This is a genomic window from Harryflintia acetispora (genome assembly GCA_004340125.1).
GTDB classification, from domain to species: Bacteria; Bacillota; Clostridia; order Oscillospirales; family Ruminococcaceae; genus Harryflintia; species Harryflintia acetispora.
On sequence record SLUK01000003.1, the window covers coordinates 210,671 to 229,829 of the forward strand.

Sequence of the window (19,159 nt, forward strand, 5' to 3'; positions counted from 1 at the left end):
AAACGGGGCCGCCCGCAGGCAGCGTTGCCCGGCGGGCGGCCCAAGGGCTCATATTCAGATGAGGGGGGACCCCGATGTATAAGAATTCCCGCGGCGCATTTTTGTACCTGCTGCCCGCAATCGTTTTGGTATCGGTCTTTATCTACATAGCTGTGGGGCTCAATTTTTACTACAGCCTGTTCCGCTGGAACACCTATTCGGCCAAGGTGTGGGTGGGGCTGGCCAACTATACCCGCCTGCTGCAGGACAGCAGCTTCTGGATCGCGCTGAAAAACAACATCCTGTTTGCGGTGATCTCGGTCACCTTCCAGGTCGGGATCGCCCTGGCGCTGGCCGCCATGCTCGAGCAGAAGTGGATCCGCCGCCTGGGCGGGTTCTGCCGCACCGTGTTCTTCGTGCCGTCCCTGCTCTCGATGACGGTGGTGGCGCTCATGTGGCAACTGATGCTCAATCCCAACATGGGCTTTGTCAACAAGGCGCTGCAGCAGATCGGCCTTGGGGCCATCGCCATCGACTGGCTGGGCAACGCCTCGACCGCGATCTTCTGCGTGATCGCCTCCTCCCAGTGGCAGTTCGTCGGCTATACCACCATGCTGTTCGTGGTAGCGATCCAGAAGATTCCCGACGACTTTTACGAGGCCGCCGAGATCGACGGGGCCAACCCGATCCAGAGCTTTTTCTATGTGACGGTGCCGAACGTCAAGGAGATGCTCCTGCTCAACCTGACCACCACCCTGATCGGCGCGTTCAAGGTGTTCGACGAGGTGTACGTCATGACCAACGGCGGCCCCGGCCGCGCGTCGGAGGTGCTGGGCACCCTGCTGTTCCGCTCGGGCTTCCGCGAGGACGCCATGGGCTACGCCTCGGCGGTTGGGGCGGTTGTTTTCGTCATTACCTTCGTGCTGTCCATCGCACAGATCCGCATGTTTGGGATCGACAGCGCGAGCCAGCCTTCCGGGAGGTGACAGGGATGAAAAGTTCAGGAATCAAGCTGACGGCCGGCCAGATCGTGCTGCGGTTTTTAGTGATCCTTCTCTTTGTCGTCATGCTCGTCGGCGCGCTCTATCCCATGCTGTGGGTGGCCGTCAGCGGCTTCAAGAGCACGACCGAGCTGCTGATCAGCCCCTTCAAGCTCCCGGCCGAGTGGAGCCTCAAAAACTATCTCGGCGTCTGGAAGATCGGCATCAGCCGCTTCTTCCTCAACAGCGTTTTCATCACCGTGGCCTCGTCGCTGCTGGTGGCGGCGGTGTCCGCACTGGCGGCCTTCCCGTTGAGCCGCTACCGCTTCCGCTCGCGGCGGTTCTGGTTTTTGTTCTTGCTCTGCGGGCTGATGCTCGCCCCCCAGGTCAGCCTGATCTCCAACTACAAGATTTTGCAGGCGCTGCACCTCTATGACAGCTATCTCGGGCTGATCCTGGTCTATACGGCGTTCCGCGTGCCGTACACCATGTTTTTGATGTGGTCGTATTTCATGACCGTGCCCAAGGACATCGAGGAGGCGGCCTGTATCGACGGCTGCACCAGCTTCATGATCTTCTGGCGAATCCTCGTCCCGATCAGCAAGCCGATCATGGCGACCGGGATATTGCTGACGGCGCGCTACGTCTGGAACGACTTCTTGTTTTCCCTCATTTACACCGAATCTGCGGCGCTCAAGACCATCCCCTATGGGCTCAACTCCCTCAAGGGGGAGAGCGGCACCGACTGGGGCCAGCTGATGGCGGGCATGGCGATCTCGTCCATCCCGATCATCATCCTCTTCATCTGCACCCAGAAGTATTTTGTCCGCGGGCTGACCGTCGGTGCGGTGAAGGGATAAGCCTTCCAAATGCGCCCTGCCCCTGCCGGCGGCGGCTATGCCCTGGGGGCAGGGTAATTTTGCGCCCAAAAACACCGAGACAACGATCTTTAGGAGGATTCTTATGCTCATTTTAAAGGGCCGGGTCATCGACGGAAACGGAGGCGAGCCCATCGAGCGGGGGCTCGTCGCCATCGAGGGGGAGCGGATCACGGCGGTCTGTAACGACTGGGAATACCCGATCCCCCAGAACGCCGAGGTGATCGAAATCGAGGACGGGACCATCCTGCCCGGCTTCATCGACCAGCATGTACATATGGGGGTCGGGGACGACTTCTACCGGATCTACCAGCGCCACGCCTACCATGGGGTCTGCGAGTGCGTGCGGGATATGAGACAGATCCTGGACGCGGGCTTCACCTCGATAAGGGAGTGCGGGGGGATCTCCAACTACCTCAAAGCCCCCTGGGAGGAAGGGCTGATCGACGGGCCGCGTATTTTCTCCTCCGGTAAATGCATCGCCCAGAGCGGCGGGCACTTCGACTTTATCAAGGACTATCCCATCGAGTTTACCAAGCACCCCGACCGCAACATCACCACCGAAATCTGCGACGGGGTGGACAACGTGCGCCGCACGGCCCGCATGCATTTCCGGGAAAAATGCGATTTTCTGAAGGTGATGGGCGGGGCGGGCACCTCCTGCCAGGGCAACAAGCTGATGACCCGGGAGTTTTCCGACGAGGAGCTGCGCGCCTTCGTGCAGGAGGCTCAAAACTACGGCACCTATGTCGCCATCCACGCGCACGGCACCGAGGCCATCAAGGCGGGGCTGCGCGCGGGGGTGCGCTCGGTCGAGCACGGCACCTTCATCGACGAGGAGGGGATCGAAATGATGGTCCGCCAGGGCGCCTGGCTGATCCCGACCCTGGCGACGGGCTATCTCTCCTGGCAGCACATCGACGAGCGCGCGCCCTGGGTCAAGGAGAAGGAGCGTCTGGCCGACGAATGCCAGGAGCGCACCCTGCGCATGGCCTATGAGGCGGGGGTCACCATCTGCTGCGGTGCGGACCTGGGCGGGGGCACCATCACGGTGCACGGCAACAACGGCCTGGAGTTCCCGCTGCTGGTGGAGAAGACCGGCATGAGCCCGATGGAAGCGATCGTCGCCGGGACCAAGACCGGCTCCAAGCTGCTGCTGATGGAGGACGAAATCGGCACCCTCACCCCGGGCAAGCTGGCGGATGTGGTGGTCTGCCAGGGCGACCCGCTCGCTGACATCTGGAAGCTGAGCAGACCTGAGAACATCAAGGTGGTCGTGCAGGGCGGCAGGATCAAGAAGCATATTTCGTAAGGCGGCGCGCACCGATGGCCAAACACACCTGGAAAAAGCAAGATCAATAACTATTTGGGAAAGGCGATGGTATTATGCTGATTTTAAAGGGCCGCGTCATCGACGGGAGAGGCGGCGAACCCATCGAGCGGGGGATCGTCGCGGTGGATGGGAACAGGATCACGGCGGTCTGTAACGAGTGGGAATACCCGGTCCCCGAAAACGCCGAGGTGATCGAGGTCGGGGACGGGACCATCCTGCCCGGCTTTATCGACACCCACGTCCATATGGGGGTGGGGGACGACTATTACCGCATTTACCAGCGGCACGCCTACCATGGGGTCTGTGAGTGCATCCGGGATATGAAGCAGATTCTGGACGCGGGCTTCACCTCGATCCGCGAGGTGGGGGGGATCTCCAACTATCTCAAAGCCCCCTGGGAGGAGGGGCTGATCGAGGGGCCGCGCATCTGCTCGGCCGGCAAGTCGATCGCCCAGAGCGGCGGGCACTGGGATTTCATTAAGGACTATCCCATCGAGTTCACCATGCACCCCGACCGCAACATCACCTCGGAAATCTGCGACGGGGTGGACAACGTGCGCCGCACGGTGCGCATGCATTTTCGTGAGAAATGCGACGTCATCAAGGTGATGGGGGGCCCTGGAATCTCCTGCCAGGGCAACAAGCTCTTCACCCGCGAGTTTTCGGACGAGGAGCTGCGCGCCTTCGCCGCCGAGGCGGACAACTACGGCAGCTATGTGTGCATCCACGCGCACGCGCCGGTGGCGATCAACGCGGCGCTCCACAACGGGATCAAGTGCATCGAACACGGCACCCTGATCGACGAAGAGGGGATCGAGCTCATGCTCAAAAAGGACGCCTGGCTGGTGCCCACCCTGGCGACGAGCTACCTCTCCTGGCAGCACATCGACGAGCGCGCGCCCTGGGTCAAGGAGAAGATGACCAAGATCAAGGCGATGAAGGGGGAGAACCTCAAGAGAGCGCACAAGGCGGGGGTCACCATCGCCTGCGGGTGCGACTTCGGCGGGGGCACCATCACGGTGCACGGCAACAACGGCCTGGAGTTCCCGCTGCTGGTGGAGGAGGCCGGCATGACGCCGATGGAGGCGATCGTTGCCGGTACCAGGACCAGCTCGCGCCTGCTCATGCGCGAGGACGAGCTCGGTACGCTGGAGCGCGGGAAGCTCGCCGACGTCGTCGTCTGCAAGGGCAACCCGCTCGAGGACATCGCCCTGCTCGGGAAGGCCCAGAACATCAAGGTGGTAATCCAGGACGGCAAGATCAAGAAGCAGATTTCATAAGAGGGAGAATCGTGCCATGTATGTACTGAAAGGCCGGGTTATCGACGGCAACGGCGGCGCGCCCATCGAGCGGGGCGCGGTGGCGGTGGAGGGCAACAGGATCATAGCGGTCTGTAACGAGTGGGAATACCCGGTCCCCGAAAACGCCGAGGTGATCGAGGTCGGGGACGGGACCATCCTGCCCGGCTTCATCGAGGGGCACTGCCACTTGGGGCTGGGCGACGACTATTTTCGCATCTACCGCGAGCATGCCTACCACGCGGTCTGCCGGGTGGTGAGCGAGATGAAGGTCCTGCTCGACGGGGGCTTCACCACGTTGCGGGAGTGCGGCGGGATGACCAACTATCTGAAAGGCGCCTGGGAGGAGGGGCTGATCGACGGGCCGCGCATCTGCTCATCGGGCAGATGCGTGATCCAGACCGGCGGGCACCTCGATTACATCAAGGACTTCCCGATCGAGTTCACCAAGCATCACGACCGCAACTTCGCCTCCGAAATTGCCGACGGGGTCACCGAGGTGCGCCGCACGGTGCGCATGCACTTCCGGGAGAAGTGCGACTTCATCAAGGTGATGGGGACCGCGGGCGTAGCCTGCCAGGGCAATAAGCTCTTCACCCGGGAGTATTCGGACGAGGAGCTGCGCGCCTTCGTGCAGGAGGCGGAGAACTACGGCAGCTATGTGGCGATCCACGCGCACGGGATCGACGGAATCCGTGCGGCGATCAGGGCCGGGGTGCGTTCGATCGAGCACGCCTCCTACATCGATGAGCGCGCCTGCGAGGATTTGATGAAGATCGGCGGCTGGATCGTTCCGACCCTGGCCACCGGCCATATCTCGCTGCAAAACCTCGACAAGCGCGCCCCCTGGGTTGGGCCCAAGCTCAAGGCGGCCTGCGCCAAGAAGGGGGAGACCCTGCGCCTGGCGCATGAGATGGGGGTCACCATCGGTTTCGGCGCGGACTACGGCGGGGGCGAGGTGACGGATTTTCGTCTGGATGGGCTGGAATTCCCGCTGCTGGTCAGCGAAGGGGGGCTCAGTCCCATGGAGGCGATCGTGGCGGCCACCAAGACCGGGGCGCATATCGTCATGCGCGAGCAGGAGCTCGGCACCCTGGAGTGCGGGAAGCTGGCCGACATCGTCGTCTGCAAGGGGAACCCGCTGCAGGACATTGCGCTGCTGGCAGACCAGGAGAACATCAAGGTGGTGCTCCAGGACGGCAAGGTAAAAAAACGGATTGACTGAGCCAATATTTAAATAAGCCTCTGTGGAAAGGGCAGACACCCTTTCCACAGAGGCTTATTTTATCTTGATTCAGTCCGGTCGGCGCGGATTCATTTTTTTCCCTCTCCGGGCCGCCTCACGGTCGAGCGGTACTTGCTGGGGGTCATGCCCTGGAAGCGGTAGAAATTGCGCTGGAAGGTCTTGACCGTGTTATAGCCCACCTCCACGGCGATGTCCACCTGGGGATGGTCGGTCTCCACGAGGAGCTGGCAGGACTTGTTGATCCGCAGGTAGTTGACGAAATCCCCGAAGTTCTTTTCCACATACTGCAAAAGGATCCGGTTGATCTCGACGGCGCCCATCCCGAAGTTTTCGATCAGATCCTTCATACGCACGTCCTCCTGGTAGCGGCGGTAGAGGTAGGCCACGATCTCATAGCTCTTGCGGGTCTCCTTGATCTTGCAGATGTCGCTCACCCGCTGGTAGGCCTTGCGGTATTCGGTGATTTTCATGTTGACCTTGGCGAAGAGAGCTTGGACATGTGCGCGGGGTCCACATAGCCCAGGATTTCGGCGAGCTCCTCCAGCGTCAGGTCGGTGTAGAGCAGGAAGTTGCTCGCGCGCCCGATGCGCATTTCGTCGATCAGGTCGTAAAAGGAATGCCCCATGGTGTTGCGGATGTAGGTGCTGATGGTGGATTCGCTCAGATAAAAGCTCTGGGCGAGCTTTTTGAGCGTCAGGTTTTCGTTGAGGTGCGCGTACATGTACTGGAAGAGCACGACCTTCTGCGCATCGCTGCCCTGGCGTGCGGGCAGCTCCTTCGCGGGGGTGACCATGCGGCAGAACAGGACGATCAGCTCCAGAATCTTGTTGACGGTATAGATCCCGGCGAGCTCGAGGGTGTTTTCCGACACCAGCAGAGATTCCCGGCCGGTCTCCTGCTCGATGGTGCCAAAGATGGCCCGGATCGTCTCCTGCTGCTCCTTGTCGCAGTAGACGATAGGCTGCGCGGACATCCTTTCGATGATCTGAAGCGGCTTGTTTTCGGTATTGTAGTAGCTGCGCAGGAGCATATTCAGCGTATCGAAGCAGTAGTCGATCACCTTGCATTGCAGGTGCTTTTCGACCTGGCTTATGCGCAGGACCTGCCAGGGATGGAGCGCGACCAGCATGCCGGGCAGGACGTCGTATTCGACGTCCTGAATTTGCAGCTTCCCCTTGCCGGAGGTGAAAAAGAAAAAGCGGGAGCGCTGAAAGACAACCGGACGGGTGGGCGTCTCGATGATCTGTACATCAAAGCTGTAGAGCTTGCGCTTGTCGAGGCTGGAACAAAACGGGGGAAGGATGGATATAAATTCAGACATCATATACTCCAAGGTGAAATTTTATCGTTTGTTCTGCCCGTGGGCAGACAAACCATACGCCATGTTTTAATTATAGCACCCGCCCATCCAAATCGCAATGGAGGGCGAATCGGATCGAATCCCATCGGATGTTCGGTTATTGGGTGACGGCAAGCATTCTACCGGCGGGGATGGAAACCGGATAATATCCAGTAAAGCCAAAATTTTTCCATTGAATCCAGTACAAAAAAGCCCGTATAATGGTGTTGGGAATTAGAAAATGTTAACAAAAACAAGAGGGGAGGTCCATATGAAAAGGTCGAAAATATCAGAAAAATGGCGAGGAAATAATATCTATCCAAACCGGTATGCCGTTTTGTACATCCTGCCTGCGGTACTGTTCATGATCTGCCTGTGCTTGTTCCCGGTTCTGGTTTTGATCGCCAATTCCTTCACGGATCTGACTATGGTGGGGAAGGAGGTACATTTTGTCGGGCTGCAAAATTTTAAAGAGATTCTTTCCTCGCAGGATTTCTACCGGCAGTTCGGGTTGACGCTCCTCTACGTCGCGGCATCGGTCCTGGCGGAGATGGTGCTCGGATTCTTCCTGGCCCTGTTCTTCCAGGTGTCCGTTCCATTCAAAAGGCTGGCACGTACCCTGATGATCCTGCCGATGGTGGCGACTCCGGTGGCCATGTGTTTTTTATGGAGCATCATGTATAACCCCAAAATGGGAATTCTTAATTACCTGCTCTCCCTATTCGGGATTGGGCCGCAGCCTTGGGTTTCTTCACCCGCAACCGCCATCTGGTCGATTATCCTGGTGGACATATGGATGAATACACCCTTTGTATTCTTGATCTTCTCTTCCGGGATGACGGCGTTGCCCCAGGATCCGTTTGAGGCGGCGATTGTCGATGGCGCGGGGTTCTGGACGTTGATTCGCAGTATACTGCTCCCTACGATCAAGCCGGTTTTTACAGTCGTGCTGATGTTCAGAGTGATCGATGCCTTCAAGGTGTTCGACCTGATCTACGTGCTGACCGGCGGCGGCCCCGGAAACGCGACCGAGACGGTCAACATCGCGGTATATTTCAGCGCGTTCCGTTATTACAAGATGGGGCATGCCAGCGCGATGGCGCTGATCATGTACATATTTGTCTTTCTGCTGAGCGTGGCGGTTGTCAAAAAGGGAAAGCTCAGCCTGGCCTGAGAAAGGAGGTGCAGCATGAAAATGAACGATACGCCGGTATTTGCCGCCGCATTGGGAAAGGGAAAAATAAAATGGCTGACCTGCCTGCTGATCCTGGCCGCGGTGCTGGTGACCTTTTTCCCGATCTTTTGGCTGATTGAAACGGCGTTTAAGCACCAGGTCGACTTCCTGTCGGTCCCGCCCAAAATCATTTTTCTGCCCACATTGAAGAATTTTCGTTCGGTGCTTGCGCAGAGCGACTTCGCGCTCGCCTATCAAAACAGTACCGTTATCTCACTTTTTGCTGTAGTGTTGAGCACGTTGCTGGGGGTCCCGGCAGCCTATGGGCTGAGCCGTTTTCGTTTCCCGGCCCGCGGGCTGCTCTCCTTCTGGATTCTTTCCACCCGGTTTATCCCCCCTGTGGTGGTAGTGATCCCCTTTTTCTTGATTTTCCGGGTGCTCGGCCTTGCAAATACCATCTCGGGAATGGTTCTGATTTATATGGTGGCCTCGCTGCCGCTGGTCATCTGGATTATGGTGGGTTTTTTCGACGACATCCCCTTTGAGCTGGAGGAAGCAGCCTGCGTGGACGGGGCTTCGCCCATCGCCACCTTCACGCGTATCGCCGCCCCGCTGATTGCTCCGGGGGTGATCGCCACGGTGATCCTGGCGCTCATCGGCTCCTGGAACGAGCTGCTGTATGCGACCGTGCTCACCGGGCCGGATACGCGTACGCTGCCGGTGGCAATCTACAATTTTGTGTCCTATCAGGAGATCGCCTGGGGGAACCTTTGCGCCGCGGGGGTGCTGGCCATCGCGCCGATCATGGTTTTTACCGTCGCCATTCAGAAGTATCTGGTCAGCGGGCTGACCTTTGGCGCGGTTAAATAAAAGGAGGAGGACAGAATGAAAAAGTACAGGGTGGCATTTGTTGGGGCGGGTATGATCGCCAATTCCGCGCACCTGCCCGCAATCGGGGAATTGGCGGAACGCATGGAGGTCGTGGGCGTACAGGACGTGCGCCGGGAGGCGGCCGAGTTTATGGCCGCCAAGCTCGGTGCTCCCGCCTTTGAAGACGCCGGCGAGATGTTTGAAAGGGTGAAGCCTGACCTGGCAGTGGTCACCACCCCAAACCTGTCGCATGAACCGCTTTGCAGGCTGGCGCTGAGCCGGGGGATCCACACCGTCTGCGAGAAGCCGGTCGTCCTGACCTACCGGGAAGCCGCGGGACTGTATGAAACGGCCCGGCGATCGGGCAGCCGTTTTTTTGCGGCGCAGACCATGCGCTTCACCCAGGATTTGTCCTCTCTCTATGAAATTTCCCAGATGGGGGTATTGGGGGACATCTACTACTGCGATGCCGAGTTTTTCCGTCGGCGCGGCATCCCAAAGTGGGGAATGTTCCATATGAAGGATCAAAATGGAGGCGGCTGCTTCGCAGACATCGGCGTACATATGATGGATGCCCTGGTCCATCTGACGGGGGCGCAGAAGCTGTTGAGCGTGAGCGGCTGCGCCGGGAGTCGGCTGGGAGCGTCGGACGAGCAGGTCTATCTTTCGATGGAGGAGGCGGGGGCTTTCGCGGGCGGCGTATTCGTGCCGCGGGAGTACCAAAAAGGGGAGTTCTCGGTCGAGGAATTTGCCGCCGGACTCGCGCGCTTTGACAATGGACTGAATATTCAGTTCCGAGTCTCCTGGGCAATCAACCTGCCCAGCAGCGAGGCCATGCAGCTGCGAATCGCGGGTACGAAGGGCGGGTATGCGCTGCCAGGACATCATATTTATACCAAGCTCGGAAATTACCGCGCCGACATTCATCCCACAGTTGTGGATAATACGAGGAACCAGAAGGGCTGGGGCCACTGGGAGATGTACCGTCATATTCTCGACGTGCTGGACGGGCATTGCGAGTATATGGTGACCGAGCGGGAGGTGCTGACCACCGCCTTGATCCTGGAGTGTTTTTACGAGTCGGCCAGACTGGGGAGGGAGGTGCTCGCCAAGGATATTGCCCCCGATTACGAATGAAGAGAAACGATAAGGAGGGAAATTGATGAAAAAGTATTTGGCACTGTTGCTGGCGGGGGTTATGCTCCTGTCCTACGGTTGCGCTTCCGGCAGCGGGGAACCGGCGGCCAGTAGTTCCGTCCCCACTGGGGAGTCGTCGTCCGCTGAGCCCGCGCAGAATGCTCAGAGCGCCCCGCAAGCCGAGACCGATCCCTACGACTTCTCGAGCGCCAAGGTGGACTGGAAGAAATTTGACGGCGGCCAGATCAGGGCCATGCTCTGTAAGCACTGGTTCAGCGATGCGATTGTGGCGAGGCTGGAGGAGTTCCAGGCGCTGACGGGGATCTCGGTCAACTATGAACAGATCCCGGAGAGCGATTATGCGAACAAACTGCTGATCGAATTTAATTCCGGTGCAAACCCGCCGGATGTGTTCATGGAAAATTATGCGTGGCTGCCTGCCCATTTTTCCGGTGGCTGGAACCAGGACTTGAAGGCTTATATTGAAAATGCCGGGCTGACCGATCCGGATTTCTTTAACTTCGACGATTTTATGCCCAGCGCCATCAACTATTGTGAGTACAAGGATACGCTTCCGGGCCTGCCGGTGACCGGGGAATGGCAGATCCTCTACTACCGCAAGGACCTTTTAGAGCAGAAGGGCATAGCGGTACCGAAGACCTTCCAGGAGCTGCATGATGCGGCGGTGAAGCTCAATGATCCGCAGAACAGTATGAGCGGTTTCGTTTCCCGCCTCAAGCGCGGCGTTGGGACGGCGCACGTTTTCGGCGGCTACCTTTACAGCATGGGCGGAGAATGGATCACCGTCCAGGATGACGGCAGCGCCACGGTAAACGTCAACACGCCCGAAGGGGTGAAGGCCGCCGAATACTACACCTCCCTCTTTAAGGATGCCGGTCCGATGGGTGCGGTCAACTACGGCTGGTCGGAGGCGGTGGCGGAGATGCAGTCCGGCAAGGCCGCGATGATGATCGATGCAAACGGTTTCCGCGGCCAGGTGGAGGACCCGGAAACCTCGGCGGTGGCCGGGAAGATCGGCTACGCCCCCTTCCCAAGCGACGGGGTCCATCCCGCGAAGGTGCACCTCAACCACTGGATGCTCGGCCTCTCCTCCCTGGGCAAGAATAAAGACGCCGGCTGGTATTTCCTGCAGTGGGCAACCTCTCTTCCCGTGGCTGAGGCGATTGCGCTGGAGAACGGCAACGGCGCACGCAGCTCAATCTGGGAGAACGAGGACTTCATCGCGCGGTATGGCCAGGATTATATCGAGGCCTGCCAAAAGAGCGCGGACTGCAGCGAACGGTATATTGTCCCGCAGATTGTGGAGCAGCAGGAGGTTATGGACATCATAGAAAGCGGACTCCATGAAATCTATGGCGGTGCGGATGCACAAACGGTCATGGACGAGGTGCAAGCCAAGTCTCAGGCGGTGCTGCAGCAGATGAATTGATATGGAATCTGCCCAATATCCCAGCCCCGGAAGGAGCACCACGCCTTCCGGGGCCGGGCCCTGTCGCAGAAGGGAGTGGAGCATATGCATCTTGTAGCCAGGCTGGCGCATAGGCTTGGAAAATTTTCAGTCCGGCTGTTTCTTTTATATTTGGCCGGCCTGATCCTCACGGTGGCCATCATTCTCGGAACGGTCAGCGTGCAGTACCGCCGCGCCTACGTGCGCATGGCGTCGCAATACGGTGAAGGGGTGCTCACAAGGCTGGGAAGTGATATAGACGGGTATTTGCAGAACCTGGTTAGCACGAGCAACCTTGTGCTCTACTATCCGTCGCTGCTCCGGTATGTCAAAACTTCTTTTCCATCCCCTTATGAGGAACAGCGGCTGCTCAATATGTCCAACCTCCCGGAGCTGGACGGCTTTATTTCGCAGCTGTCCAACCTGTCGGGGGACGTGCAGGGGGTCTACCTGTTCTGTGAAAATGGACGGATGCTCTACTATGCCTCCGAAATTCCCGGCGAGCCGCTCGTGGAGCTGCTTGAGGACAGGGCCTATCAGAGGGCGGACTGGTATGCACAGGCACTGGACGCCGGGGGAAAGAGCGTGGTGATCCGCCAGGCCGACGGTTTTCCCAAGAGGGAGCAGGGCTTTTTTATAGCGAAGCTCATACGGGATATCAGCAGCGGCCGGGCGATCGGCGGCCTGCTGATCGAGGTCAACGCCACACAGCTCGGCAGGCTGTGCAGCGCGTATGCATCCGCCGGGCAGGAGGAATATTTTGCAATCCTGGACGAAGCCGGCATGCTGCGCTACTGTGACGGCGGAAGGCCGCTGGCCAAGCTGCTCGAAAACGGGGAGGCGGAAGCGGCGGGCGTTGGGGATAACGTCTTCCATTGCGGGGGAAGGGAGTACTTCGCCTCTTGGTATCAAACGCCGGGCTACGGCTGGAAAACGATCCGCCTGGTGCCGATGTCGATCGCCGTGCAGGCGCAGAAAAACGCCGTTTTGATCACTTTGGCGGTCGCACTGGGCAGTGTGTTGGTCTCCTTCCTGGCTTTCCTGCTGATCAGCCGCCGTCTGGCCAAGCCGATCGGTGAACTGCAGGAGGGGATGCGCCAGGTGGAACAGGGGGACTTTTCGGTCCGGCTGAATGCCGCCGTTCAGGATGAGATCCACGCACTGTTTCTGAGCTTTAACCGGATGGCGGCCCAGCTGGAGCGGCTGGTACAGGAGGTTTATGTGGAGGAGATGCAAAAGCGGGAGGCACAGCTCTTTGCGCTGCAGCAGCAGATCAATCCGCACTTCCTTTACAATACCCTGGATTCGATCCAGCTGATGGCGGTCATGCAAAAGGATTTCAAGGTCAGCCGGATGATCACCATGCTTGCCAATATGTTCCGTTATACGATTTCCAATCATTTTGAACAGGTCATGTTGAAGGACGAGCTGGAATATATCGAAAGCTATGTGGCGCTCCAGCAAATCCGCTATGAAAATGCCTTTGCCCTGCAAGTGGACGTGCCTGACACGATGCTCCCCCTGACGATCCTCAAGCTCAGCGTGCAGCCGGTGGTGGAAAACTGCATCTATCACGGGCTGCGCGACCAGACCGGCGGCAGGATCACGATTGAGGCGCGCCAATTGGAAAACGGCTTTCTGATCAGCGTGTCGGACAATGGCTGCGGGATGGACAAGGAGACGCAAAAGCTATTGCGGGATTCGATGGAGAGCCCTGGAGAAAAGGGGAGCCTGGGGCTGGGAAACGTACAAAACCGCCTGAAGACGGCCTACGGAGCACAAAGCGGGCTGCTCATCGAAAGCGCGCCGGGGAAGGGAACCAGGGTAACGCTGCGATTCGTCAAGGGAGATGGTTGAATGTCCGAAACAATGAATTTGATCGTTGTCGAGGATGAACCGCAGGTGCGCAAGGGGCTGGTCGAGATGATCGGAACCCATTGCGCACGAATGCGCATCGTCGGCCAGGCGCAAAACGGCCAGAAGGCGCTCGAGCTGCTCCAAAGGCTGCCCTGCGATATCCTTCTCGCTGATATCGCCATGCCCGGTATGGATGGGATCGCACTGGCGGACAGGGTAAAAACTGTATATCCCGAAGTCGTCACCCTCTTTCTTACCGGCTTTGACAGCTTCGGATATGCACAGGCTTCGGTAAAATGCCAGGTCTTTGATTATATCCTTAAGCCAATCGAGCCTTCCCAGCTTGCACAGGCTCTGGAACGGGCTGCCGGGGAATCCCTCCGGCGCAGGACCCAGAAGAGCCGCAGCGACCTTATGCAAATCCATCTCAGCGGCAGGATGTCGCGGCTGTATTCCATCGTGATGGGACATGAAATCATCATCGCGCTCAAGGCGCTCGACCGGCAGGCGGTACAGCGGATCGCCGCTTCGGTCGCGCAGAGCATTGCGCAGGCCGCTCCCGGTAAGGTGGCAGAGCAGCGTCAGATGGCCTGCTGGGCGCTGTGCACCCTCTATTCGCTCTACCCGGAGCTGAATAACCCGGGGGAGGAGGAACTGCGCCAAAGGATCGGCCGCTGCGAAACGCCGGAAGAAATCGAGGGGGCTGTCCGCGGCGAACTGCTGCAAAACCAGGAGCAGCTTCGCAGGGAGCACTCCAGGAATACTACCCTAAACAGGATCAAACATTTCATCACGCAGCATTACCAGGAGGAACTGTGCCTGCAGAAACTTTCGGAGGAATTCGGCCTCAGTACAGCATATATTTCCGAGCTTTTCAGTTCCCTTTCCCATCAGAACTATCTGGAGTTTTTGCAGGAAGTGCGGATCAACGTGGCTTTTGACCTGCTGCAGAATACCAACCTGAAGATTTATGAGGTGGCCGCCCAGGTCGGGTACCAGGATGCCAACTATTTTGTACGGGCGTTTAAAAAGGAGGTCGGAATGACGCCAAAGGAATTTCGCGAAAAGTTAGGAGGTAAGGCATGAAAATCGGTGCGAAGGAATATTCAAAGGCAGATGTCCTGAGGAGGGTGGGGGACATCTCCCAGCTTGGCGGTGTGCGGGAGGCAACGCTCAGCAGCGGCAAGGAGCGTGGGATGCGCTGCTTGCAGGTCGATACGGGGGGCGGGCTGCGCTTTTGTGTCCTGCCAGAGCGCTGCATGGACATTGCGTGGGCGGATTTTCGCGGTACCCCTCTATCCTTTATCACCAAGGCGGGAGTATCCAGCCCGGTGTATTTTACCCATTGGAAGGAGGAGTTCCACAGGGTGTTTGCCGGAGGACTGCTCACCACCTGCGGGTTGCGCAACATTGGCCGCTATGGGGATTATGAAGGGGAGCATTTCGGCCAGCATGGACGGATCGGCAATGCCCCCGCCGAGCATTTGTCGGTTTCCTGCGGCTGGGTGGGGGACGAATATGAAATAGTCCTGTCGGCAGAGATGCGCGAAGCGGTGCTCTATGAGGAAAATCTTTACCTCAAGCGCACGATCCGCACCCGGCTTGGTTCAGGCTCGTTTGTGCTGGAGGACACCATCTCGAACCTTGCTTTCCGGGAGGAATACGTCGACATCCTGTACCATATGAACTTTGGCTTCCCGCTGCTGGATAAGGGAACAAGGGTCATCCTGCCCAAAGGATGGTATACCGACCCCGGCACGAAGGAGCGGCGTCCGCTTTCACAGCTCCCCTGTACGGCCATGCCTCCCGCCGACGGGGAAAGCAGCATAGGCTATCCGATCGAATTCGAGGAGGAACAGGTGCGTATTGAACTGCAAAACCCGTCGCTTAAGGGATGGAAGGGCGTCTACTTAAGCTATCCCAAAGCGCAGCTTGCACATTTTGCCCTATGGCAAGGCCGCGGGAGCGGCGACTATGTGCTGGGGCTGGAGCCCGGCACCTCCGTCCCGGAGGGGAGGGCAAACAACAAAAGAAGCGGCACCATGGTCCGACTTGGGCCGATGGAGGAACATAAGGTCAGAATTGAATTTGGAATCATTATGGAGGAAAAAGAATGAGCAATTTAAAAATCGGATTACAGCTGATCAGCGTGAAGGACCTTTCCCCGCAGGACTTATGCATGGTGATCGAGGAGGTCGGGAAGGTCGGGTACCAGGGGGTGGAATTTGCCCGGGGTTATTTTGGCAAGACGGTAGCGCAGCTCGAAGAAAGCCTGAAAAAATCCAGGATGGTGGCCGTCAGCGACCACGTTTTCATGGAAATTATGCGGGAGAGGCTGGACGAGGTGCTCGATCATTGCCGTGCGTTGGGAATGAAGCAGGTGGTCGCGCTGCGCGGATTTTCGGAACACATCACTGAATCCGAGGAGCGTGCCTACATCAGGGAGCTTCGCGAGATGGGGGAGAAGTGCCGCCGGAAGGGAGTAAAGCTCGCCATTCACAGCAGCACCGATTATTTCCAGAGGGACGAGAGCGGCAAGAGCCTGTTCGAGCGGATTTTTGAGCAGGTCGAGCCGGAGCTGCTCGAAGCTCAGGTCGATACGGCCTGGGCCCTCTGCGGAGGAGAAACGCCCGCAGACTTTATCCGCAAATTCAAAGGCAGGATTTCCACGGTACATATCAAGGATTTCCATCCGCCCGTTCCCGCGAAGGGGGATATTTATCAGATGCGCGACGAGGCCAGTACGAGGGACAGCGCCGTGGGCGACAACGGGGTACAGGACATCCCGGCAGTCTTGCAGGCGTGTAAAGACGCGGGAACCGAATGGGTCATCGTCGAGCATATCGAACGGGACTCCTATGAAAATTCGCTTCAGGCGACGGCGGTGAGCCTTGCAAATGTCCGCAAATATTTATAGGTAGTTGCAGGAAAGCATAAAACCCCCGGGGAAGCAGATACTTCCCCGGGGATTTTTCCGGCGGATGGGTTCATTGGCGTTTATAGACCTTGACGTCCAGCACCAGCTTCTGGGGGGCGAAATCTTCCCCCTTTTCAATCATCTCGAGCAGCAGGCGCGGGGAGGCGTGCGCGATGTCCTCCCCCGCGCAGCCTATGCTGGAGAGCGGCAGCGGCAGCGGGAAGGCCTCCAGGATATTGTCGAAGCCCACGATGGGGATTTGGTCGATCGCGATGCGCTCGAAGCCCTGCTCGCGCAGCCCCTGCAGGAGCTTGAGCGCCACCTGGTCGCTGAAGGCGACGATCCCGTCGAAGGGCAGCTGCGCAAGCTGGGCGCAGACCTCCTTCCAGGCCCGGCGGTGCCCGCCCTGGGAGGCGAAGACGCTGGGCACTGAAAGGATGTTGGCGTTGCGGTAGGGAAGAGAGCTCTTTTCCAGCGCCTGACGGTACCCCTCCAGCCGCAGCTGGGCGGAAAGGATCCCCTTGGGCGCGGTGGCCATGACGATGTTGCGGCAGCCCTGCGAGATTAAGTGCCTGGTGGCGAGGAACCCGCCCTTGACCTCGTCTATACGCACCGAAGAGATGTTCGGATTGCTCACGTCGTTGGCAAAGACCACGAAGGGGATGCGGGAATTGTAAAGGAACTCCACGCTCTCGCCCGAATGGATGTCGTCCGGGCCGAAGAGTATGCCGTCGACGTTCTGGCGGATCGCCGAGATCACCGCGGCCCTCTCGTGGGAGAGGACGTTGTCGGTGTTGTAGATGGTGGCGGTGTAGCCCCGTTCGGACAGGATGTTGACGAAGTTGCGGATCAGCCGCCCGAAATAGGGGTTGGAGATGTCGCTCTGGATGATGGCGATGGTCTTGGTGGACCCCAGGCGCATCGAGCTCGCGATCGAGTTGCCGATATAGCCCAGCTCCTTGGCGGCGGCGAGCACCTTGTCGCAGGTAGGGCCGGAAGGGTAGATCCCCCGCAGCACCTGGGAAACAGTGTTGATCGAATACCCGGTGTGCTGGGCGATGTCTTTCATGGTGACCCGTTGCTTTCCATTCATGTTCATTCTGCCAACCCCATGTGAAAGATATTTGTATACTACCATATTTTAGTTTATTTTCCTCAGTTTGTCCACTACCGGCCGAGCCAGCGGTCGCGAAATTCTTCGGCGCGGGGAGAAATGGGGTCGGCTTCTATGCCGAGATATTTGCAGGCCTCGTAGAGGATGTGCCCGAAACGCCCGTGCGCGCCGGCACAGTGGTGGATATAGGGCCCCTCGACGAGATGACGTTCCCAGCGCGGCCAGCTGTCCACCTCGAACCAGGAATAGGTCCCCACGGTCGGCGGGCCGTCCACGCCCTTGCCTTCGCCGATCATCAGGCGGTATTCGCCGTGGTCGCCGTCGAAGCGGCAGACTGTGATGTCCCCATGGCGGATTTCCCAGTTGCTCTGGGAGGCGCAGTCCCCAAAGGGGTTGTGCAGCACCGAGAGCGCTCGCGCCTTGGCGTCGATGGCTAAACTCGGCGGGAAGTTGCCGCAGTGCCAGAGCAGGACGCTGTTGTCGTTGTCGGGATGGCGTATAGTCAGGTCGGCGAAGAAAACCGAACTGGCGCGCTCGCAGGCGGCCTGCAGCAGGATGGAGGTCACCGCGCCGTGCACGTCGGTCTCGCAGGCGACGGGCAGCCCGCGTTCGGTCAGAATCCCGTTGACGGTGCAGCAGGCGGCGCCCACGGCGCGCTGCAGCGGCTCCCAGCACTGGATGGCCACGCTGTTGCAGCCGTTTTTGTCGGCGAGGTTCTGCACCCCCACCAGCAGCCGGGCCATGCGCAGCAGCTGTTCCTCGTCGGCCTCGCCGCAGTTGAGGCGGCGGCGAATGTCGCGCATGGCCTCGGCCACGGCGGGCGCGTCCTCGCGCTCGAGGCGCTCCAGCTCGCAGACCACCTCCTGCAGCGTCACCGGGAAGACCTGAAGCCCGAAGCGCTCGAGCAGCTCGCCCTCATTGAACATGACCGTCCAGAAGGGCTCGGGCCGGGTGCTGATCTGCAGCACCCGGGTGCTGCGAAAGTCGCGCACGACCGCACAGACCGCCGCGAAGGAGCGCACCCCAAAGGCGAAGGACTCCTCCTCGGCGCCGCAGTTGGTCAGGTAGGTGAAGGGGACGTTAAAGCGGCGCAGCACCTTGCCGGTGGCGAACAGCCCGCACAACGAGTCGCGGGTCCTGCCGTCAAAGGGGGCGGGGGCGCCGTCGCGCGGGCCCCACAGCAGGACCGGCTTGCCCACGGCGGCGGCGATTCGTGCCACCACCGATTCGGCGCCGAAGTTGCAATGCGGGCAGAAGAGCCCGTCCACCCCGGCCTCCTTATAGATTTTGACCGCCTTTTCGATGTCCGAGGGGAACTGCAAAAGGCTGTCCTCGTTGATCCCCTCGATGTCCACCAGCTCGATCCCGAGGGAGAGCACCCGCTCCTTGATCTGCCGGCGTATGGTGAGGGCTTCCGGATTGGTGAAAACGTCCCGCTTGGTGGGGGCGAAGCCTATTTTGACTGGATGATTCAGCATGGCGGTTGATCCTTTCTCAATGTAATTTTGCTGCAATATTATCGTTCATATAAATTGAGGCTAATTTTACAGGGAAATTGGCCTTTTGTCC

17 protein-coding genes are annotated in these 19,159 nt (G+C 59.0%); 13 read left to right on the forward strand and 4 right to left on the reverse strand.

Annotation, left to right across the window (positions count from 1 at the left end; translation table 11 throughout):
• Nucleotides 1-74: 74 nt before the first annotated feature.
• From EDD78_RS05660 to EDD78_RS05680, 5 genes are all read left to right on the forward strand, one after another.
• The gene (locus tag EDD78_RS05660) at nt 75-965 is read left to right on the forward strand and encodes a carbohydrate ABC transporter permease (RefSeq protein ID WP_079699027.1); all 891 of its coding nucleotides are present in this window, start codon (nt 75-77) and stop codon (nt 963-965) included.
• Between the two features lie 5 nt (nt 966-970).
• Nucleotides 971-1,819: a carbohydrate ABC transporter permease gene (locus tag EDD78_RS05665; protein WP_132084265.1), complete on the forward strand. Its 849-nt coding sequence runs from the start codon at nt 971-973 to the stop codon at nt 1,817-1,819.
• Nucleotides 1,820-1,922: 103 nt separating this feature from the next.
• Nucleotides 1,923-3,149, forward strand: a complete 1,227-nt coding sequence (locus EDD78_RS05670) for a metal-dependent hydrolase family protein (RefSeq protein ID WP_165873120.1) — start codon at nt 1,923-1,925, stop codon at nt 3,147-3,149.
• A 74-nt stretch (nt 3,150-3,223) separates the two neighbouring features.
• The gene (locus EDD78_RS05675) at nt 3,224-4,450 is read left to right on the forward strand and encodes a metal-dependent hydrolase family protein (RefSeq protein ID WP_132084267.1); all 1,227 of its coding nucleotides are present in this window, start codon (nt 3,224-3,226) and stop codon (nt 4,448-4,450) included.
• A 16-nt stretch (nt 4,451-4,466) separates the two neighbouring features.
• A complete protein-coding gene (locus EDD78_RS05680; RefSeq protein WP_079699031.1) occupies nt 4,467-5,693 on the forward strand; it encodes a metal-dependent hydrolase family protein in 1,227 nt (408 codons plus the stop codon).
• A gap of 89 nt (nt 5,694-5,782) precedes the next feature.
• On the opposite strand, the gene EDD78_RS05685 is transcribed toward EDD78_RS05680, so the two are convergent.
• Both EDD78_RS05685 and EDD78_RS05690 read right to left on the reverse strand, forming a co-directional pair.
• Complete coding sequence (locus EDD78_RS05685; RefSeq protein WP_132084268.1) at nt 5,783-6,184, reverse strand: helix-turn-helix domain-containing protein; 402 nt, start codon at nt 6,182-6,184, stop codon at nt 5,783-5,785.
• Complete coding sequence (locus tag EDD78_RS05690; protein WP_165873121.1) at nt 6,181-7,035, reverse strand: AraC family transcriptional regulator; 855 nt, start codon at nt 7,033-7,035, stop codon at nt 6,181-6,183. The genes EDD78_RS05685 and EDD78_RS05690 overlap by 4 nt, the downstream gene beginning before the upstream one ends.
• Before the next feature lie 289 nt (nt 7,036-7,324).
• Here EDD78_RS05690 and EDD78_RS05695 point away from each other — a divergent pair, with 289 nt between their 5' ends.
• The 8 genes from EDD78_RS05695 (at nt 7,325) to EDD78_RS05730 (ending at nt 16,476) form a co-directional block, all read left to right on the forward strand.
• Nucleotides 7,325-8,227: a carbohydrate ABC transporter permease gene (locus EDD78_RS05695; RefSeq protein ID WP_165873122.1), complete on the forward strand. Its 903-nt coding sequence runs from the start codon at nt 7,325-7,327 to the stop codon at nt 8,225-8,227.
• A 15-nt stretch (nt 8,228-8,242) separates the two neighbouring features.
• A complete protein-coding gene (locus EDD78_RS05700; RefSeq protein ID WP_132084271.1) occupies nt 8,243-9,097 on the forward strand; it encodes a carbohydrate ABC transporter permease in 855 nt (284 codons plus the stop codon).
• 15 nt (nt 9,098-9,112) lie between these two features.
• A complete protein-coding gene (locus EDD78_RS05705; RefSeq protein WP_132084272.1) occupies nt 9,113-10,234 on the forward strand; it encodes a Gfo/Idh/MocA family protein in 1,122 nt (373 codons plus the stop codon).
• Nucleotides 10,235-10,259: 25 nt separating this feature from the next.
• Complete coding sequence (locus EDD78_RS05710) at nt 10,260-11,684, forward strand: ABC transporter substrate-binding protein (protein WP_132084273.1); 1,425 nt, start codon at nt 10,260-10,262, stop codon at nt 11,682-11,684.
• A gap of 84 nt (nt 11,685-11,768) precedes the next feature.
• The gene (locus tag EDD78_RS05715; protein ID WP_132084274.1) at nt 11,769-13,559 is read left to right on the forward strand and encodes a cache domain-containing sensor histidine kinase; all 1,791 of its coding nucleotides are present in this window, start codon (nt 11,769-11,771) and stop codon (nt 13,557-13,559) included.
• Nucleotides 13,560-14,645 carry a response regulator transcription factor gene (locus EDD78_RS05720; protein WP_132084275.1) on the forward strand — a complete coding sequence of 362 codons (1,086 nt, stop codon included), beginning with the start codon at nt 13,560-13,562 and terminating at the stop codon, nt 14,643-14,645.
• The gene (locus EDD78_RS05725) at nt 14,642-15,676 is read left to right on the forward strand and encodes a DUF4432 family protein (protein ID WP_132084276.1); all 1,035 of its coding nucleotides are present in this window, start codon (nt 14,642-14,644) and stop codon (nt 15,674-15,676) included. Before EDD78_RS05720 ends, EDD78_RS05725 begins: the two co-directional genes overlap by 4 nt.
• Nucleotides 15,673-16,476, forward strand: coding sequence for a sugar phosphate isomerase/epimerase family protein (locus tag EDD78_RS05730; RefSeq protein WP_132084277.1), 804 nt, complete (start codon nt 15,673-15,675; stop codon nt 16,474-16,476). Before EDD78_RS05725 ends, EDD78_RS05730 begins: the two co-directional genes overlap by 4 nt.
• Nucleotides 16,477-16,546: 70 nt before the next feature.
• Here EDD78_RS05730 and EDD78_RS05735 read toward each other — a convergent pair whose 3' ends face one another.
• Complete coding sequence (locus EDD78_RS05735) at nt 16,547-17,575, reverse strand: LacI family DNA-binding transcriptional regulator (RefSeq protein ID WP_165873123.1); 1,029 nt, start codon at nt 17,573-17,575, stop codon at nt 16,547-16,549.
• 68 nt (nt 17,576-17,643) lie between these two features.
• Entirely contained in the window at nt 17,644-19,068 is a 1,425-nt protein-coding gene (locus EDD78_RS05740; protein WP_132084279.1) for an L-fucose/L-arabinose isomerase family protein, read from the reverse strand.
• Between the last annotated feature and the right edge of the window lie 91 nt (nt 19,069-19,159).